This is a genomic window from Vibrio sp. 10N.222.49.C12, assembly GCF_041475025.1.
Lineage (GTDB): Bacteria > Pseudomonadota > Gammaproteobacteria > Enterobacterales > Vibrionaceae > Vibrio > Vibrio crassostreae_C.
This window is the reverse complement of sequence record NZ_JBFRVF010000117.1, coordinates 1-17,785: the sequence shown is the minus strand read 5'-3', so window position 1 is coordinate 17,785 and position 17,785 is coordinate 1. Positions and strand designations below refer to the sequence as shown.

The 17,785-nt window shown below is 45.0% G+C and carries 14 protein-coding genes; 3 read left to right on the top strand and 11 right to left on the bottom strand.

What is annotated here, in order from left to right; genetic code table 11:
• Positions 1 to 62: 62 nt before the first annotated feature.
• The gene (locus AB4583_RS21120; RefSeq protein ID WP_372119248.1) at positions 63 to 650 is read right to left on the bottom strand and encodes a YjaG family protein; all 588 of its coding nucleotides are present in this window, start codon (positions 648 to 650) and stop codon (positions 63 to 65) included.
• A gap of 71 nt (positions 651 to 721) precedes the next feature.
• Between AB4583_RS21120 and AB4583_RS21115 the strand changes: the two genes are divergently transcribed.
• Positions 722 to 1,648, top strand: a complete 927-nt coding sequence (locus tag AB4583_RS21115) for a D-2-hydroxyacid dehydrogenase (protein WP_050647076.1) — start codon at positions 722 to 724, stop codon at positions 1,646 to 1,648.
• The gene (locus AB4583_RS21110; protein WP_372119245.1) at positions 1,648 to 2,241 is read left to right on the top strand and encodes a uracil-DNA glycosylase family protein; all 594 of its coding nucleotides are present in this window, start codon (positions 1,648 to 1,650) and stop codon (positions 2,239 to 2,241) included. The genes AB4583_RS21115 and AB4583_RS21110 overlap by 1 nt, the downstream gene beginning before the upstream one ends.
• 103 nt (positions 2,242 to 2,344) lie before the next feature.
• Here AB4583_RS21110 and hemE read toward each other — a convergent pair whose 3' ends face one another.
• Together hemE and nudC are read right to left on the bottom strand one after the other, a co-directional pair.
• Positions 2,345 to 3,412, bottom strand: coding sequence for a uroporphyrinogen decarboxylase (gene hemE, locus AB4583_RS21105; protein WP_017060530.1), 1,068 nt, complete (start codon positions 3,410 to 3,412; stop codon positions 2,345 to 2,347).
• A gap of 299 nt (positions 3,413 to 3,711) precedes the next feature.
• Entirely contained in the window at positions 3,712 to 4,521 is an 810-nt protein-coding gene (gene nudC, locus AB4583_RS21100) for an NAD(+) diphosphatase (protein WP_017068864.1), read from the bottom strand.
• Positions 4,522 to 4,686: 165 nt separating this feature from the next.
• Here nudC and rsd point away from each other — a divergent pair, with 165 nt between their 5' ends.
• Positions 4,687 to 5,184: a sigma D regulator gene (gene rsd, locus AB4583_RS21095; protein ID WP_372119241.1), complete on the top strand. Its 498-nt coding sequence runs from the start codon at positions 4,687 to 4,689 to the stop codon at positions 5,182 to 5,184.
• A gap of 330 nt (positions 5,185 to 5,514) precedes the next feature.
• Here rsd and rpoC read toward each other — a convergent pair whose 3' ends face one another.
• From rpoC to secE, 8 genes are all read right to left on the bottom strand, one after another.
• Positions 5,515 to 9,717: a DNA-directed RNA polymerase subunit beta' gene (gene rpoC / locus AB4583_RS21090; RefSeq protein WP_017068865.1), complete on the bottom strand. Its 4,203-nt coding sequence runs from the start codon at positions 9,715 to 9,717 to the stop codon at positions 5,515 to 5,517.
• Between the two features lie 92 nt (positions 9,718 to 9,809).
• Positions 9,810 to 13,838, bottom strand: coding sequence for a DNA-directed RNA polymerase subunit beta (gene rpoB, locus AB4583_RS21085; protein ID WP_017060526.1), 4,029 nt, complete (start codon positions 13,836 to 13,838; stop codon positions 9,810 to 9,812).
• Positions 13,839 to 14,073: 235 nt separating this feature from the next.
• On the bottom strand, positions 14,074 to 14,442 hold the full coding sequence (gene rplL / locus AB4583_RS21080; protein WP_017060525.1) for a 50S ribosomal protein L7/L12: 369 nt from the start codon (positions 14,440 to 14,442) through the stop codon (positions 14,074 to 14,076).
• Between the two features lie 57 nt (positions 14,443 to 14,499).
• Positions 14,500 to 14,994, bottom strand: coding sequence for a 50S ribosomal protein L10 (gene rplJ, locus AB4583_RS21075; protein WP_017060524.1), 495 nt, complete (start codon positions 14,992 to 14,994; stop codon positions 14,500 to 14,502).
• A 250-nt stretch (positions 14,995 to 15,244) separates the two neighbouring features.
• A complete protein-coding gene (rplA, locus tag AB4583_RS21070; RefSeq protein WP_017063651.1) occupies positions 15,245 to 15,949 on the bottom strand; it encodes a 50S ribosomal protein L1 in 705 nt (234 codons plus the stop codon).
• Positions 15,950 to 15,953: 4 nt separating this feature from the next.
• Positions 15,954 to 16,382: a 50S ribosomal protein L11 gene (gene rplK, locus AB4583_RS21065; RefSeq protein ID WP_010435555.1), complete on the bottom strand. Its 429-nt coding sequence runs from the start codon at positions 16,380 to 16,382 to the stop codon at positions 15,954 to 15,956.
• 213 nt (positions 16,383 to 16,595) lie between these two features.
• Positions 16,596 to 17,144, bottom strand: a complete 549-nt coding sequence (gene nusG, locus AB4583_RS21060) for a transcription termination/antitermination protein NusG (protein ID WP_010435556.1) — start codon at positions 17,142 to 17,144, stop codon at positions 16,596 to 16,598.
• Between the two features lie 13 nt (positions 17,145 to 17,157).
• Positions 17,158 to 17,535: a preprotein translocase subunit SecE gene (gene secE, locus AB4583_RS21055; RefSeq protein ID WP_010435558.1), complete on the bottom strand. Its 378-nt coding sequence runs from the start codon at positions 17,533 to 17,535 to the stop codon at positions 17,158 to 17,160.
• Positions 17,536 to 17,785: the final 250 nt, after the last annotated feature.

Sequence of the window (17,785 nt, the reverse complement as noted above, 5' to 3'; positions counted from 1 at the left end):
TGTGATCAAGAGACAGCCCTAGGGAGCCTTTGTTTTTATTCGTACCTTGGTGCAATTGCGAATTATAGCGCAACACCAATGTTACTGACTGGGTCTTCACGCAGTTCGTGGCGTAGGTCTTTGATCAGCTCTAAGTCACGCTCAGTCGTTTCACGTAGAGGTCGGAAAATGGCCCACTGAACGTCCCACTCTTCACACACCGCTTCGTTTTCTTTCTGGTTTTCGTTCGTCACTTCTTCAGCGCCTTGAGCAAACTCAAGCTCAGCAACCGTCTTCACCGATTGTTGACTCACTTTAATTACCGCCTCCAACATATGTTCACGGTCAAGCAGACCATGAATTAGCGCTGCTAGGCCTTGGCATGCGTCCATTGCTGGGTAAACACCATAAAAATCAAAATCATCACCGCTAGGGAATAGCTCTTCAACCTTCTCAAGTTGACGCTCAAAGTTCACCTTTGCTGTTTTAACCGTCAGGATTTCCCAAATGCTATCCAAAACATCACGATAGATTCGAGCTTCCGCAAATTCTGTATTCTCACAAAACATGGCATAGTTAGGGTACATACGCTCACATAGACACGCCATAAAGGTAATTTGTTGCCAAGGTTCTAACTTTTCAAGACGAACCTGCAGTGGATTCTGAAGCATAGTCACTCAATAATTGCAGAAAAAGACAGCGAAAGTGTACTTGATAAACCCTGGGGGGAAAAGGTAAGCCGATGAACAATTTTACGAATAAGCTCTATATTCTTACTGAGCATGACGATACCTATACGCAACTGATTCTAAACCAGGATTTACCCGACCTAGAAATCACTCAAAACCCCGAATCAGCACAGATTGTCTTGGCGTCACCACCTCTAATCGCAGAGCGCCTCGGCGAGTTTAAAGAGCTAGACTGGGTACAGAGTACCTATGCCGGAATCAATAAACTCACTCAGCCAGATCTGCGTCAGGACTATACGCTAACCAACGTCAAAGGCATCTTTGGTCCGGCTATCGCAGAATACGTATTGGGTTACACAATCAGTCACTGTAGACACTTCCCTCATTACCACCAGCATCAACAACAACGAAACTGGCAGCCACAGCTTTATACTAGCCTAACTGACAAAACTATGGTGATTTTAGGAACAGGTTCAATCGGCAGTCATTTAGCAAAAACCGCGGCGGCTTTTGGTATTCATACCATAGGTGTCAACCGTACCGGCATCCCATCCAAACAAGAAACCTTTAAAGAGACTTTCCACATCAATGAGATAGAGGCTGCCCTTAAGCAGGCCGATATTGTGGTCAACACCTTGCCATCAACCGCTGAAACCTATCAGCTGTTGAACCAAACCACGTTAGGTTACTGCTCTAATGTGTTGCTGTTTAATGTCGGTCGAGGGGAAAGCATCGACAATAAAGCCTTGTTGCTCGCCATAAAAAACAGATGGGTAGAACACGCATTTTTAGATGTGTTTGAAAGTGAACCCCTCTCTCAGGAACATCCTTTCTGGAAACTACCGCAAGTCACCATCACTCCACACATCGCTGCACTCAGTGAGCCAAGACAAGTAGTCGAGATCTTCGCAGAGAATTACAAACAGTGGCGAGATGGCTTTACACTTAATCATGTCATCGATTTTGATAAAGGTTACTGATGTCCTCTTCGTTACTTAAAGAGATTCGACAATGCCGAGCTTGTGAGCCTCACCTATCACACGGTGCCAACCCGGTGATTCAAGCGCATCCAAACGCGCGCTTGCTGATAATAGGTCAATCGCCGGGTATCAAGGTGCATGAGTCGTCCATCCCTTGGAATGACGCCAGTGGCGAACGATTAAGAGGATGGTTAGGGATAGATAGCGATACTTTTTACGACGAGCAAAAAGTCGCGATTGTGCCTATGGGGTTTTGTTATCCGGGGAAAGGGAAAAGTGGTGATCTCCCACCACGCAAAGAGTGCGCGGAGCTTTGGCACAACAAAGTGCTGCAATCTCTACCCAATGTTCAAATGACACTGCTGATTGGCCAGTACGCACAAAACCATTACCTAACAAACAAAACCACCAGCACATTGACCGAAACCGTGCGTGATTGGCAAAGGTGGGCGCCTGAGTTTTTGCCATTACCCCACCCTTCGCCACGCAATAATATCTGGCTCAAGAAGAACCCTTGGTTTGAAAGTGAAGTCATTCCTTATATCAGGAAACACATTTCTAAGCATTTGGCCTACCATGATCCAAATACCTAATTAACTGCACACAACAAGATTAAACCGCCATCAAATGCCAATTTCAGACAATAAAAAAGCGCTGTTGGTTTCCCAACAGCGCTTTCAATAATCTTACTCAGAATTACTTGTGGTAAGGCTTAGACAATTCGTGAACAGCGTCAACGAATACACCAGCATTCTCTGGCGGTACATCTAAGTGGATACCGTGGCCTAGGTTAAATACATGACCTGTACCACCGTCACCGAAGCCTTCAAGGATGCTGCCCACTTCTTCGCGAATACGTTCAGGTTGAGCGTAAAGCATTGAAGGATCCATGTTACCTTGCAGAGCAACTTTGTCGCCGATGCGAGCTTTTGCATCTGCGATGTTGATTGTCCAGTCTAGACCAACCGCATCACAACCTGTTGCTGCGATAGACTCAAGCCACATGCCGCCGTTCTTAGTGAACAGAGTAACCGGTACACGGCGACCTTCGTTTTCACGGATTAGGCCATCAACGATTTTGTGCATGTATTGCAGTGAGAATAGGTTGTAGTCACGAGGAGTCAGTACACCACCCCATGTATCAAATACCATTACCGATTGAGCACCCGCTTTAATTTGCGCGTTCAAGTATTCGATAACACTGTCAGCCAGCTTGTCTAGAAGCAGGTGCAGCGTTTGTGGTTCTGCGTACATCATCTTCTTGATCTTAGTGAATGCTTTAGAGCTTCCACCTTCAACCATGTATGTCGCTAGAGTCCATGGGCTACCAGAGAAACCAATCAGTGGCACTTCGCCTTTCAGGTCTTTACGGATCTGACGAACGGCATTCATTACGTATTGAAGCTCACCTTCTGGATCTGGTAGGCCAATCTTCTCTACGTCAGCTTTACACGTGATAGGACGCTCAAATTTAGGGCCTTCACCTGTTTCAAAGTACAAACCTAAGCCCATTGCATCAGGGATAGTTAGGATGTCTGAGAACAAGATTGCCGCATCAAGCGGGAAACGACGTAAAGGTTGAAGTGTTACTTCGGATGCCAGTTCCGCGTTTTTGCACAAAGACATGAAATCGCCCGCTTCAGCGCGCGTTGCTTTGTACTCAGGAAGATAGCGGCCAGCTTGGCGCATCATCCATACCGGTGTGTAATCAACAGGCTGTTTTAAAAGTGCGCGTAAATAGCGATCGTTTTTTAATTCGGTCATTCCGTTAAATTCCAATTCAATCTTGTCTAGTTTTGATGGCAAGTATTCTAACACTGATTGAAGGGTAAAAGCTGTGTGCTTTGCAACCTAGATCAAGTTATTAACTTTTAAATCAATGCTTAATTTGCACCCAATTACGGGAGCATGTTAAAAATTTGTTCGCTAGCGAAAATTACAATTATAACATCTGAGTAGTCACTACTCAGCATCTCATAACGACATCTTACTTACCCCCTCCACTTGTGGAGGGTTTTTTTTAGCTTTTGACCACCCATAGGCCAAATACTATTACAGGCAAATTAGTGCTCTAGCATCTGCTCCGTCACACCATCTTTCATCACGTCATCAACGGTTTTCTCAATCAACTGTCTCGCAATGGTTCCAACAGGAGCAACATCAGGTAGGCTTGTTACGTCAAACCATTGAGCATCCGATAGCTCGCTGTAATCTGGCTTAAGCGTACCACCAGCATAATCTGCGAGAAAGCCCATCATCATACTTGATGGAAACGCCCATGGCTGGCTGCCAAAATAACGAATATTATCGACATCGATACCCGTTTCTTCTTTGACTTCTCTTGCCACACACTGCTCTAAGGTTTCTCCGACCTCTAGGAAGCCCGCTATCACGGTATACATGCCTGTTTTATGTCTTGGGTGCTGAGCAAGCAATATCTTGTTGTCGTTTCGTACAGCGACAATGATGCACGGGAAGATACGGGGGTAGTGAAGCGTGCGGCAATCTCCACACTGCATCGCCACCTGGTTATGATTGAGATGATTTCGACCACCACACTGAGGGCAAAAACGCATACTTTGAGTCATATGCCCATATTGGATGGCTTTGCTTGCAGTCAAGAAACTCTCTTCGGGCCAGTGTAGTAACTCTCTTAGGCTGACCATGCTCAGCTCATTCTCCACATCACAATCGTTGAGCCAATACACCTTGCGACCTTGATGCTGACCAATACAGATTGCATGCTCCACACTCAGCCCTAGCTCTTCAGCAGAGCCAAACGGAAACTGATCATTATTAACCCAAATATCACTACCAGAAACGACGCACCAATAAGCTTGCTCTGTCATTTTGTTATCACTTTTTTTTAACATCCCTATGCCTCATTGCTTGCAGTTCGTTCATTTTACTGGCAATCTAATTTCATACTAGAGTTGTGGCAGAGAATATTTCAAGCTATTACTTTTAGTAGATATCGATAAACGGACCCTGCTTAGGCAATTTCAATGATCACAAGGTTGTGATCAGATCATGAGGACATGGTCATGCTAAATAAATTTAAACAAATACAAGAACAATGGGGTGGCTCAAGCGAGGTCATCGATCATTGGCTCGAAACTCGACAAGCTCTCATCGTCGAATATTGCAAGCTAGGTGCCTTGCAGCCAGCTAGCAACGGGCAATCAAACGTTGTTGAACTCCCTTCTCCTAAAGAAATAAGCTCATTCTGCGATCATGTTGTCGATTATATCTCAGAAGGCCATTTTAAGATCTACGATATGGTCATGAAGAAATGGCAAGCAACAGGCTTTAAAACCAATGACGAGATTGATACAACTTACGCGAAGATCGTACTTACAACCGAGCCGCTTCTAGAGTTCAATGATAAGTACGTTAAAGTAAATGCAGACGATGAGTTGCCTAACTTCGAAGGAGATATGTCCAAAGTAGGTGAACTACTCGAACTACGTTTTGAAGTAGAAGATAATCTTATCCAGCTTATTGCAGACAGTTTAGCGATTCCACCAGGCGCTTAGTTAGCCGAATCCTTAACAAGCTTGCCTCTGTGCAAGCTTTTTGTTTTGTCTGTAAGGTTATCCAAACTACCCAGAACCTTTCAGACAGAGCTTACTCGCTCGCCCTGACCTTTAGCCATAAGCATATGGTTACAGCCCTAATCAGCCTAGTCATCTCTACCCTTTATCTTACTGGCCTCAAAGAGCACTCTTCAGGACATAAATCCAACCTCACCAGCTAGATAAGCACACCTATCACTTTATAAGTCATAGCTAAATACCAATACGCCAGATACAAAAAAGGCACCCGAAGGTGCCTTTTTCTTATCTCTTAGAGACTACTCGTAGAGCTTACTCTTCTGAAGAGAAACCAGCGTTTAGAAGTGCTGCTAGATTGTCAGTAGCTTGTTCAGCTGAAGGACCTTCTTGCTCTTCTTCACGTTGTTTTTGACGCTCTTGGTGGTATGCGAAACCAGTACCAGCTGGGATCAGACGACCAACAATTACGTTCTCTTTCAGACCGCGAAGGTCATCACGCTTACCAGAAACCGCAGCTTCTGTTAGTACGCGAGTCGTTTCTTGGAACGATGCAGCTGAGATGAATGACTCAGTTGCAAGAGATGCTTTAGTAATACCTAGTAGATCACGTTCGAAACGTACTAGTTCTTTACCTTCAGCTTCTAGCTTACGGTTAGCAATCTTAACATTGTGGTACTCAACTTGTTCGCCAGGTAGGAACGGAGAGTCACCAGAATGAGTGATTGTACACTTACGTAGCATTTGACGAACGATAGTCTCGATGTGCTTATCGTTAATCTTTACGCCTTGTAAGCGGTAAACTTCTTGAACTTCGTTCGCGATGTACTGAGTTACTGCGTGGATACCACGTAGACGCAGGATATCGTGTGGAGTTTCAGGACCGTCGGCGATTACATCACCACGTTCAATCTTCTCACCTTCGAACACGTTCAATTGACGATGCTTAGGAATCATCTCTTCGTAAGCGTCACCGCCTTCACGAGTGATTACTAGACGACGCTTACCTTTCGTTTCTTTACCGAAAGACACAGTACCTGTGTGCTCAGCAAGGATCGCAGGCTCTTTAGGCTTACGAGCTTCGAATAGGTCAGCTACGCGTGGTAGACCACCGGTGATATCTTTGTTTCCGCTCGATTTTTGAGGGATACGAGATAGTGTGTCACCAATGCCAACTTCAGCGCCATCTTCGATGTTTACAATCGCTTTGCCAGGTAGGAAGTAGTGAGCTGGCATCTCTGTACCAGGGATCATTACGTCGTTACCTTGCTCATCAACAAGTTTGATAGCTGGACGCATATCTTTACCTGCTGCTGGGCGAGCTGCTGCGTCTGTAACTTCACTTGAAGAAAGACCCGTTAGATCGTCAGTTTGACGAGAAACTGTAATACCATCGATCATATCTACGAATTGGATACGACCTGCCACTTCAGTGATGATTGGCATGGTATGCGCTTCCCAGTTAGCTACAACTTCACCAGCAGTAACTGCTGCGTTGTCGCCTTTGGTTAGCATCGAACCGTAAGGAAGTTTGTGCTTCTCTTTAGTACGGCCGAATTCATCAATAATCGTCATCTCAGATGCACGAGAAGTGATAACCAGTTTCTTATCTTTGTTAACTACGAACTTAGCATTGTGAAGTTTCACAGTACCAGTTGTCTTAGCTTGGATGCTGTTCTCTGCTGCTGCAGTAGATGCCGCACCACCGATGTGGAACGTACGCATCGTTAGCTGTGTACCCGGTTCACCGATAGATTGTGCAGCGATAACACCAACTGCTTCACCTTGGTTCACTAGGTGACCACGTGCTAGGTCACGACCGTAACACTGTGCACAACAACCGAAGTCTGCATCACAGGTAACAACAGAGCGCACTTTCATGCTATCTACTGAGTTGTCTTCCATGATTTGACACCACTTCTCATCAATCAGAGTATTACGTGGAATCAGTACATCTTCAGTACCAGGCTTAAGAACGTCTTCAGCTACTACACGACCTAGAGCAAGCTCAGAAAGTGCAACTTTAACGTCACCACCTTCGATGTGAGGCATCATGTCGATACCTTCATGCGTGCCACAGTCATGTTCGTGTACTACAACGTCTTGAGCAACGTCTACTAGACGACGAGTTAGGTAACCCGAGTTTGCTGTTTTCAGTGCTGTATCCGCAAGACCCTTACGAGCACCGTGCGTTGAGATAAAGTACTGAAGGACGTTTAGACCTTCTTTAAAGTTCGCTGTGATCGGCGTTTCGATGATTGAACCATCTGGACGCGCCATCAGACCACGCATACCTGCTAGCTGACGAATCTGAGCTGCAGAACCACGTGCGCCCGAGTCGGCCATCATGTAGATGCTGTTGAACGATTCTTGCTGTTCTTCTTCGCCGTCACGGTTGATAACTGTTTCAGAAGATAGGTTATCCATCATTGCTTTCGCAACGCGGTCATTCGTAGATGCCCAGATATCGATAACTTTGTTGTAACGCTCACCCGCAGTAACAAGACCAGATTGGAATTGCTCTTGGATTTCGCGAACTTCTTCTTCAGCAGATTCAATTTCATCGTATTTCGCTTGAGGTACAACCATATCGTCGATACCTACAGAAACACCAGAAAGTGCAGCGTATGCAAAACCTGCGTACATGATTTGGTCAGCAAATACTACTGTATCTTTTAGACCAAGCTTACGGTAACACTCGTTAAGAAGAGTAGAGATCTGCTTCTTACCTAACTTTTGGTTAACGATGCTGTACGGTAGGCCAGCTGGAACGATTTGCCATAGCATTGCACGGCCGACAGTTGTATCAACCATCTTCGTTTCAGTAGTGCTGTTACCATCTTCGTCTACTACAGTTTCGGTGATACGTACTTTAACGCGAGCGTGTAGCTCAGCAGTCTTAGTACGGTATGCCTTTTCAGCCTCAGCAGGGCCAGCAAGGTACATACCTTCGCCTTTCACGTTGATCTTGTCACGTGTCATGTAGTAAAGACCCAATACAACGTCCTGAGAAGGTACGATGATCGGATCACCTGACGCTGGCGACAGAATGTTATTCGTCGACATCATCAGTGTACGTGCTTCAAGCTGTGCTTCTAGAGTTAGAGGCACGTGCACCGCCATTTGGTCACCATCGAAGTCGGCGTTGTATGCCGCACACACTAGTGGGTGAAGCTGAATCGCTTTACCTTCGATTAGTACTGGTTCAAACGCTTGGATACCTAGACGGTGAAGTGTAGGTGCACGGTTAAGCAGTACTGGGTGTTCGCGGATTACTTCGTCTAGGATATCCCAAACGATAGCTTCTTCGCGCTCTACCATCTTCTTAGCAGCTTTGATTGTCGTAGCCATGCCACGAGTTTCTAGCTTGCTGTAGATGAACGGCTTAAATAGCTCAAGTGCCATCTTCTTAGGAAGACCACACTGATGTAGACGAAGGTATGGACCTACTGTGATTACAGAACGGCCAGAGTAGTCTACACGTTTACCTAGAAGGTTCTGACGGAAACGACCTTGTTTACCCTTGATCATATCAGCAAGAGATTTAAGAGGACGCTTGTTAGAGCCAGTGATAGCACGACCACGACGACCGTTATCTAGAAGTGCATCAACAGACTCTTGCAGCATACGCTTTTCGTTACGTACGATGATGTCCGGAGCAGCTAGCTCTAGAAGACGCTTCAAACGGTTGTTACGGTTGATCACACGACGGTAAAGGTCGTTCAGATCTGAAGTCGCAAAACGACCGCCATCTAGTGGTACTAGAGGACGTAGATCTGGCGGCAGAACCGGAAGTACAGTCAGAATCATCCATTGCGGATCGTTACCCGATGCAATGAACGCTTCAACTAGCTTCAGGCGCTTAGTAACTTTTTTACGCTTAGTTTCTGAGTTAGTTGTTTCTAACTCTTCGCGCATTTCTTCCACTTCTTGATGAAGGTCCATTGTTGCAAGCAGATCTTTGATCGCTTCAGCACCCATCTTAGCAGTGAATTCGTCACCCCACTCTTCTAGACGATCCAGATACTCTTCTTCAGTAAGCATCTGAGATTTTTCTAGATCAGTCATACCTGGTTCAGTTACTACGTACATCTCGAAGTAAAGAACACGTTCGATATCACGTAGAGGGATATCCATTAGTAGACCGATACGAGACGGTAGTGATTTTAGGAACCAGATGTGAGCAACTGGTGAAGCTAGCTCGATGTGGCCCATGCGGTCACGACGAACTTTAGTTTGTGTAACTTCAACGCCACACTTCTCACAGATAACACCACGGTGCTTCAGGCGCTTGTATTTGCCACAAAGACATTCGTAGTCTTTAACTGGACCAAAAATACGTGCACAGAACAGACCATCACGTTCAGGTTTGAACGTACGATAGTTAATTGTTTCCGGCTTTTTAACTTCACCAAAAGACCATGAACGGATCATGTCTGGTGAAGATAGACCGATTTTGATTGCATCAAATTCTTCGGTCTTATGCTGTGCTTTTAGAAAGTTTAATAAGTCTTTCACATTCAGCTCCTGTAAGGAGTTAAAGGAGCTCACTGCTGTAGCAAGCTCCCTTTTACCAAATAATCCTATCTTCTTTTAAAAAAGAGGAGGGATTACTCTTCGTCTTCTAGCTCGATGTTGATACCTAGCGAGCGAATCTCTTTCAACAGTACGTTGAACGACTCAGGCATACCAGGTTCCATGCTATGGTTACCGTCTACGATGTTCTTATACATCTTAGTACGTCCGTTAACGTCATCCGACTTAACTGTTAGCATTTCTTGTAGAGTATATGCAGCACCGTATGCTTCTAGTGCCCATACTTCCATCTCACCGAAACGCTGACCACCGAACTGAGCTTTACCACCAAGTGGTTGCTGAGTTACTAGGCTGTAAGAACCAGTTGAACGAGCATGCATCTTGTCATCAACCAAGTGGTTCAGTTTCAGCATGTACATGTAACCAACAGTTACAGGACGCTCAAACGAATCACCAGTACGACCATCAAACAGTTTAAGCTGACCAGATTCTGGCAGATCACCCAGTTTAAGTAGTTCTTTGATTAGAGACTCAGAAGCACCGTCGAACACAGGAGTAGCAATCGGTAGACCGCCACGTAGGTTCTTGATCAGTGTACGAACTTGATCATCAGACAGTTCAGCAATATCAACTTTCTGACGAGTATCACCAAGATCGTAAACCTTCTGTAGGAACTCACGGAACTTATGCAGTTCTTGTTGTTCCTTAACCATTTGGTTGATCTTGTCACCGATACCTTTCGCAGCCAAACCTAAGTGAACTTCTAGGATCTGACCGATGTTCATACGCGATGGTACACCCAGCGGGTTAAGTACGATGTCTACAGGCTGACCTTTCTCATCGTATGGCATGTCTTCAACAGGGTTAATCTTAGAGATTACACCTTTGTTACCGTGACGACCGGCCATCTTATCACCAGGCTGGATACGACGTTTAACCGCTAGGTAAACTTTAACAATCTTAAGAACGCCAGGCGCTAGATCATCACCTTGAGTGATTTTACGACGCTTAGTTTCAAACTTCTTATCGAAGTCTGCTTTTAGCTCATCCCACTGCTCAGCAAGTTGCTCAAGCTGTGTTTGTAGCGCATCGTCTTCTAGAACTTGCTCTAGCCATTGCTTACGACCGATAGTATCAAGCTTAGCTTCAGAGTAACCACCAGACAGAAGTACAGCTTTAACACGGTTAAGAAGGCCACCCTCAAGAATTTGGAACTCTTCAGTTAGGTCTTTCTTAGCTTCTTTAAGCTGCATCTGTTCGATTTCAAGTGCACGCTTGTCTTTCTCTACGCCATCGCGAGTGAAGACTTGTACATCGATGATAGTACCCGAAACAGAGTTTGGTACACGTAGAGAAGTATCTTTAACATCAGATGCTTTCTCACCGAAGATAGCACGTAGTAGCTTCTCTTCAGGAGTCAGTTGAGTTTCACCTTTAGGGGTTACTTTACCAACTAGGATGTCGCCACCCTTAACTTCAGCACCAATGTAAACGATACCTGACTCGTCTAGTTTAGACAGAGCAGACTCACCTACGTTTGGAATATCAGCTGTGATCTCTTCAGAACCCAGCTTAGTATCACGAGCCACACAAGATAGTTCTTGGATGTGGATTGTCGTGAAACGGTCTTCTTGAACTACGCGCTCAGATACTAAGATCGAGTCTTCGAAGTTGTAACCGTTCCAAGGCATGAATGCGATACGCATGTTTTGGCCAAGAGCTAGTTCACCAAGGTCTGTTGAAGGACCATCAGCAAGAACATCGCCACGTGCAACTGGTTCACCAGGAAGTACAGTTGGACGTTGGTTAATACATGTGTTTTGGTTCGAACGCGTGTACTTAGTTAGGTTGTAGATATCGATACCAGCTTCGCCAGGTACCAATTCATCTTCGTTAACCTTAACTACGATACGAGAAGCGTCTACAGACTGAACTTGACCACCACGTTTAGCAACCGCTGTAACACCAGAGTCAACTGCGATGTTACGTTCGATACCAGTACCTACTAGAGGCTTATCAGCCTTAAGTGTTGGTACAGCTTGACGTTGCATGTTGGCACCCATCAATGCACGGTTCGCATCATCGTGTTCTAGGAACGGGATAAGCGAAGCAGCGATAGATACTACTTGGTTTGTCGCAACGTCCATGTAGTCAACGTGATCGCGTGGGTGAAGACCAGATTCACCTTTTTGACGAGCTGTGATTAGCTCATCTGCAAACGTACCTTCTTCAGTAAGAATGGTGTTTGCTTGCGCGATTACGAATTGACCTTCCTGGATTGCAGACAGGTAATCAACTTCTTCTGTTACTACACCATCTACTACACGACGGTACGGAGTTTCTAGGAAACCGTAATCGTTACAACGTGCAAACGCAGATAGTGAGTTAATTAGACCGATGTTTGGACCTTCAGGCGTTTCGATCGGACATAGACGACCGTAGTGAGTTACGTGAACGTCACGTACTTCGAAGCCTGCGCGCTCACGAGTAAGACCACCAGGACCTAAAGCAGAGATACGACGTTTGTGCGTAACTTCTGACAATGGGTTGTTTTGGTCCATGAACTGTGAAAGCTGTGAAGAGCCAAAGAATTCTTTAACTGCAGCAGAGATCGGCTTAGCGTTGATAAGATCTTGAGGCATGATTGCATCAAGGTCACCAAGGCTTAGGCGCTCTTTAACGGCACGTTCTACACGAACTAGACCAACACGGAATTGGTTTTCTGCCATTTCACCTACAGAACGGATACGACGGTTGCCAAGGTGGTCGATATCGTCCACTTCACCAATACCGTTACGGATACCAATCAGTTTCTTCATCACTTCGATGATGTCTGATTCATCCAGAGTACCGCGCTCTTCTTCTTCTTCACGCTCGATAGAGCTGTTGAACTTCATACGGCCTACAGTTGATAGGTCGTAACGTTCTTCAGAGAAGAATAGGCTTTCGAATAGAGACTCTGCAGCTTCTTTCGTTGGTGGCTCGCCAGGACGCATCATGCGGTAGATTTCTACCAATGCAGAGATGCGATCTACTGTGCTATCTGCACGTAGAGTGTCTGACATGAATGGACCGTGATCTAGGTCATTCGTGAACAGAGTTTGTAGAGCCTTGTGACCTGCTTGAGACAGGTTAGCAAGTGCTTCTAGGCTAATCTCTTGGTTCGCGCCAACGATGATCTCGCCAGTTGCTTCATTGATGTAATCTTTAGATGCAACTTTACCAACGATGTACTCTACTGGTACTTCGATGTGCTCAACGCCATCTTTTTCAAGTTGACGGATATGACGAGCAGTAACACGACGACCAGTCTCAACGTAAGTTTTGCCGTTTGCTTCGATGTCGAATGACGCAGTTTCACCACGTAGACGATCAGGAACCAACTCCATAAGAAGAGTTTGGTCTTTAACTTCGAAGTTCACTTTGTCGAAGAACAGATCTAGGATCTCTTCGGTCGATTTACCAAGTGCACGAAGAATAATCGATGCTGGTAGCTTACGACGACGGTCGATACGTACGAATAAGTTATCCTTAGGATCGAACTCAAAGTCTAACCATGAGCCACGGTAAGGAATTACACGTGCGTTATAAAGAACTTTACCTGATGAGTGGGTCTTACCCTTATCACTGTCGAAGAACACGCCTGGGCTTCGGTGCAGCTGGGATACGATAACCCTCTCGGTACCATTAATTACGAAAGTACCATTGTCTGTCATAAGCGGAATTTCGCCCATGTAGACTTCTTGTTCTTTAATGTCTTTTACAGTACCTGCTGGTGCATCTCGATCAAAGATAACTAGACGTAGTTTTACGCGTAGTGGCTTTGAGTAAGTAACACCGCGGATTTGACATTCTTTAACGTCAAAAACTGGCTCACCAAGACGGTAGCTAACGTATTGCAGCTCAGAATTGCCGTTGTAGCTCTGAATTGGAAATACAGAACGGAAAGCAGCTTCAAGACCGTATTGACCTTCTGGATCCTGTTCGATGAATTTGTCGAAAGAATCAAGCTGGATCGATAACAGGTATGGAATGTCCAAAACTTGTGGACGAGTACCAAAATCCTTACGGATGCGCTTTTTCTCGGTATAAGAGTAAACCATGGGGTTCCTCAGCTCGCTGATAAGTGACCCAAACCACCCAAAACACTCTTCAGAGGGGGTGGTGACAAACAGCTGTTTAGTGGTAGTGAACAATCATTTCGAAAAAATGACTGTTTTTTTGCTCGGATTATGACGGTTAAACAGCGGAAATTTCGTCATAGCCCTACAGCGCAAAAAGGCCGGTGGTTAATAAACCACCAGCCATTAGCCTTGCGGCTATGAAATTAAGTAATAATTACTTGATTTCAACAGAAGCGCCAGCTTCTTCTAGCTGTGCTTTAAGAGCTTCAGCTTCAGCTTTGTCAACGCCTTCTTTAAGCGCTGCAGGAGCTGAGTCTACAAGACCTTTAGCTTCTTTAAGACCTAGGCCAGTTGCGCCACGTACAGCTTTGATAACTTGTACTTTGTTAGCGCCAGCAGCAGTTAGGATAACGTCGAATTCAGTTTGCTCAGCAGCAGCGTCGCCGCCAGCTGCGCCACCAGCTACAACTGCAGCTGCAGCTGAAACGCCGAATTTCTCTTCCATAGCTTCGATAAGCTCAACAACTTGCATTACAGACATTTCTGCAACTGCGTCTAGGATTTGCTCGTTAGTAATAGACATAACAATTCTCTTTTAAGTCAACAATAAGTTTAATTTGCAACCAGTGAAAAGCAAGGCTTAAGCCGCTGCTTCTTCTTTTTGGTCACGTAGTGCAGCGATAGTACGAACCAGCTTGCCAGCAGAAGCTTCTTTCATGCACATCATTAGGCGTGCGATAGCTTCGTCGTAAGTTGGTAGTGTCGCTAGTACTTCAGCATCAGTAACTGCGCCTTCAAATGCAGCAGCTTTGATCTCGAAATCTTTGTTCTCTTTAGCGAAGTCTTTGAAAAGACGCGCTGCAGCACCTGGGTGCTCGTTAGAGAACGCGATCAGAGTTGGACCAGTGAAAGTGTCTACTAGACACTCGTAGTCTGTACCCTGAACCGCACGGCGTGCTAGTGTGTTACGAACAACTTTCATGTAAACACCCGCTTCGCGAGCTTGTTTACGTAGAGAAGTCATTGCGCCAACTTCAACGCCACGAGAATCAGCTACAACTGCAGAAAGTGCACCACTGGCAGCTTCGTTGACTTCAGCAACAATTGCTTTTTTGTCTTGAAGATTTAAAGCCATTTGGATTAACCTCTGGTTGTGATTACAGCACCCAATACAAAATGTATTGAGCGTTTACGATGTTATTTAAAAATGAATAAATCCACTTCAAACCACAACATCGCCTACGTAGGTTTTATTAAGCTATCAATAATCTAATGAAAATCGACAGCGCCTACGGTCTTGGGATAGATGATTTCAAATTGCTTTAAAACCACCCAACCACAAATATTAGGCGCAGAAGTATACACTAAATCTGCGCCTAAGCAAATTAGTTTGCTTGAGTATCAAGACTAGCTTGATCAACAGCAACACCAGCACCCATCGTAGTAGAGATGCTTACTTTCTTCAGGTAAGAACCCTTAGCTGAAGAAGGCTTAGCTTTCTTAAGAGCAACTAGAAGTGCTTCTAGGTTCTCTTGAAGCTGGTTAGCTTCGAAAGATGCTTTACCGATAGTAGTGTGGATGATGCCGTTCTTGTCGTTACGGTAACGAACCTGACCAGCTTTAGCGTTCTTAACCGCTTCAGCAACGTTAGGAGTTACAGTACCAACTTTAGGGTTTGGCATAAGGCCGCGTGGACCTAGGATTGTACCTAGTTGACCAACAACACGCATTGCATCTGGAGAAGCAACAACTACGTCGAAGTTCATTTCGCCTTTTTTCACTTGCTCAGCAAGATCTTCCATACCAACGATATCTGCGCCAGCAGCTTTAGCAGCTTCTGCGTTTGCACCTTGAGTGAAAACAGCAACGCGGATGTCACGGCCAGTACCGTGAGGTAGCACTGTTGCGCCACGAACGTTTTGGTCAGATTTACGAGCATCGATGCCTAGGTTAACAGCAACATCTACAGACTCAACGAATTTAGCAGTCGCTAGTTCTTTAAGAAGAGCAACAGCTTCGCTGATTTCGTATTCTTTAGTTGAGTCAACTTTGTCGCGGATTACGCGCATACGCTTAGTAAGTTTAGCCATGATCTTATCCCTCTACCACTAGGCCCATTGAACGAGCAGTACCAGCAATAGAACGTTTCATTGCTTCGATGTCAGCACCAGTCATATCAGCAGCTTTAGTTTCTGCGATTTCCTGAACTTGAGCGTCAGTAACAGTACCAACTTTCTCAGTGTTTGGACGACCTGAACCAGACTTAACGCCAGCAGCTTTCTTAAGAAGAACAGCAGCAGGTGGAGTCTTAGTTACGAACGTGAAAGAACGGTCGTTGTAAACAGTAATAACTACTGGAGTAGGTAGACCTTTCTCAACAGATTCTGTTTTTGCGTTGAACGCTTTACAGAATTCCATGATGTTCACGCCGTGTTGACCTAGAGCAGGACCAACCGGTGGACTTGGGTTTGCCATACCAGCTGCAACTTGCAGTTTGATATAAGCTTCAACTTTCTTAGCCATGATATTTCCTAATATTTTGGGTACATGCGCTAGCCGCAAGGCGAGCTCCCCATAAATTCAATTAACTCTTTTTCACTTCTACAGAAGCAAAAAGGCGCGAAATTATAATCATAATTCGCGCCTTTAACAACCCTAAAAAGGTGATTTTTTATACTCTTTTATTTTTAACAACTTATGAAGTATTTATCCACAGCTTGTTCAAAACTTAGAGTTTTAGTCCAGTTTTTCAACCTGACCAAATTCAAGCTCAACCGGTGTTGCACGACCAAAGATCGATACAGATACCTTAATGCGGCTTTTCTCGTAATCTACTTCTTCAACAGTACCGTTGAAGTCAGCAAATGGACCATCGTTCACACGAACCACTTCACCCGCTTCGAACATTGTCTTAGGACGTGGAGACTCGCTCGCTTTCTCTAGACGGTTCAAGATAGCATCAGCTTCTTTATCAGTGATTGGTGCAGGACGATCAGAGGTACCACCAATGAAGCCCATAACACGCGGAATGCTGCGTACTAAGTGCCATGATTCATCATTCATGATCATTTGAACTAATACGTAGCCAGGGAAGAATTTACGTTCACTTTTACGGCGTTGGCCTGCACGCATTTCCACTACTTCTTCAGTAGGTACTAGCACATCGCCAAATAGTTCTTCCATGTTGTGCATTTTAATATGCTCGCGTAGCGACTGTGCAACACGACCTTCAAAGCCAGAAAAGGCTTGAACTACATACCAACGTTTTTTTGGAGCTTCACTCATGAATCAGAACCCTCTACACCCCAGTTGCTAGAGAAACTAGACGGACCATAATGCCGTCAATTCCCCAAAGCACTAGAGACATAACAATACATACAGCTAAAACGATCAATGTAGTTTGCATAGTTTCTTGGCGAGTAGGCCAAACAACTTTACGAATCTCCATACGAGATTCTTTTGCAAAATCGATCGCAGCTTTACCTTTAGTTGTTGTTGCTGCAACGCCTAGTGCGGCAGCAATCAGCACAACTACACCTGCAGCGCGAATTACAACAGACAATTCACCATACAGGTAATTACCCACAACAGCAGCAGCCAACAGAACAAAAGCGACAATCCACTTCATTGTATCTGCTGCACCTGAGCTATCAGGAGTTTCAGCGTTTGCTTTCATAAAACCAACCTGTGATAAGTCTTAAATATAGACGACAATAACCCCGCTGTTGCAGGGCACATTCCTTTGCGTTGCAAAACAACACATCTAACAGTCATTTTAGTCAAAAAGACCGTTTAATTCTTTGCTAAGAGCAAAAATCGATGTCAAAACATCCAACTCTTTTTTTAGCGCAGAAAAAGGGCATCAAATGATGCCCTTTTTACTAGTGGTTCGTCAAATCTTATGCAAAGATTTTAGCTACAACACC